Origin of the sequence: Inquilinus sp. CA228 (assembly GCF_052078665.1) — a bacterium.
Lineage (GTDB): Bacteria > Pseudomonadota > Alphaproteobacteria > DSM-16000 > Inquilinaceae > Inquilinus.
Genome location: NZ_JBQJIK010000200.1, coordinates 1 through 681, shown reverse-complemented (window position 1 = coordinate 681; position 681 = coordinate 1). Strand labels below are relative to the sequence as shown.

General features: G+C 70.6%; 1 protein-coding gene. It reads right to left on the bottom strand.

The features are described from left to right. Positions 1-126: 126 nt before the first annotated feature. Positions 127-681 (bottom strand): hypothetical protein (locus tag ACTOWL_RS37995; RefSeq protein ID WP_441326487.1); only part of this gene is annotated, 555 nt, incomplete at its 5' end.

The following is a 681-nucleotide window of genomic DNA, read 5'->3' as shown; positions in this document are numbered from 1 at the left end:
AGGCCCTCGGCCTCGCCTCCGTCGCCGACCCGCTCACCGCTTAATCCCCCGAACCGCCGGATACGGACCCGTATGTCCGGTGGTGTGGGAGGGGGGAGCCGCGAGGCTTCCCCCTATCCCGATGTGTCACCCAGTATCTGGGGATCTGGGCCTGCGGCTGCCGGCCGAGCGGGGCTCCGGCGGATCCTCGGCGTCCTCGCCGTCCTGCGGCGGTATGAAGCCCAACTGCTCCATGGCCTCGTCGGCCATCTCGAGCCACTGCTCCACCTGCACCGGGAAGCCCCAGCGCCGGCACAACGCCGCCACCGCGACCGGCGCCCGGCTGGCTTCGATCAGCTCGACCACCTCCGGCCGCTCCAGCTGCTCGCGCACCTCGGTGACGCGGCGGTTGATCTCCTCATTGTCCTCCGACACCTCGTAGGCCGCCGCCAGCATCGCCAGCCTCACCCGCAGATCGTGAAAGTCCTCCTGGGCCGCCTCGCGCTTTGCCGCCGCCTTGCGACGCTCGTCGACCTGTTGCGACAGCTTGTCCTTGAGCAGCAGGGTCAGCCGCACCGAGCGCGCGACGGTGGCGATCCGCTGGCAATAGTCGACGCCCAACGCCGGCGCCTGCAGCGCCTCCTGCTGCGTCGCCCGGGCGATCGACATCTGGATCTCGACCAGCTCCGCCAGCACGCGCAG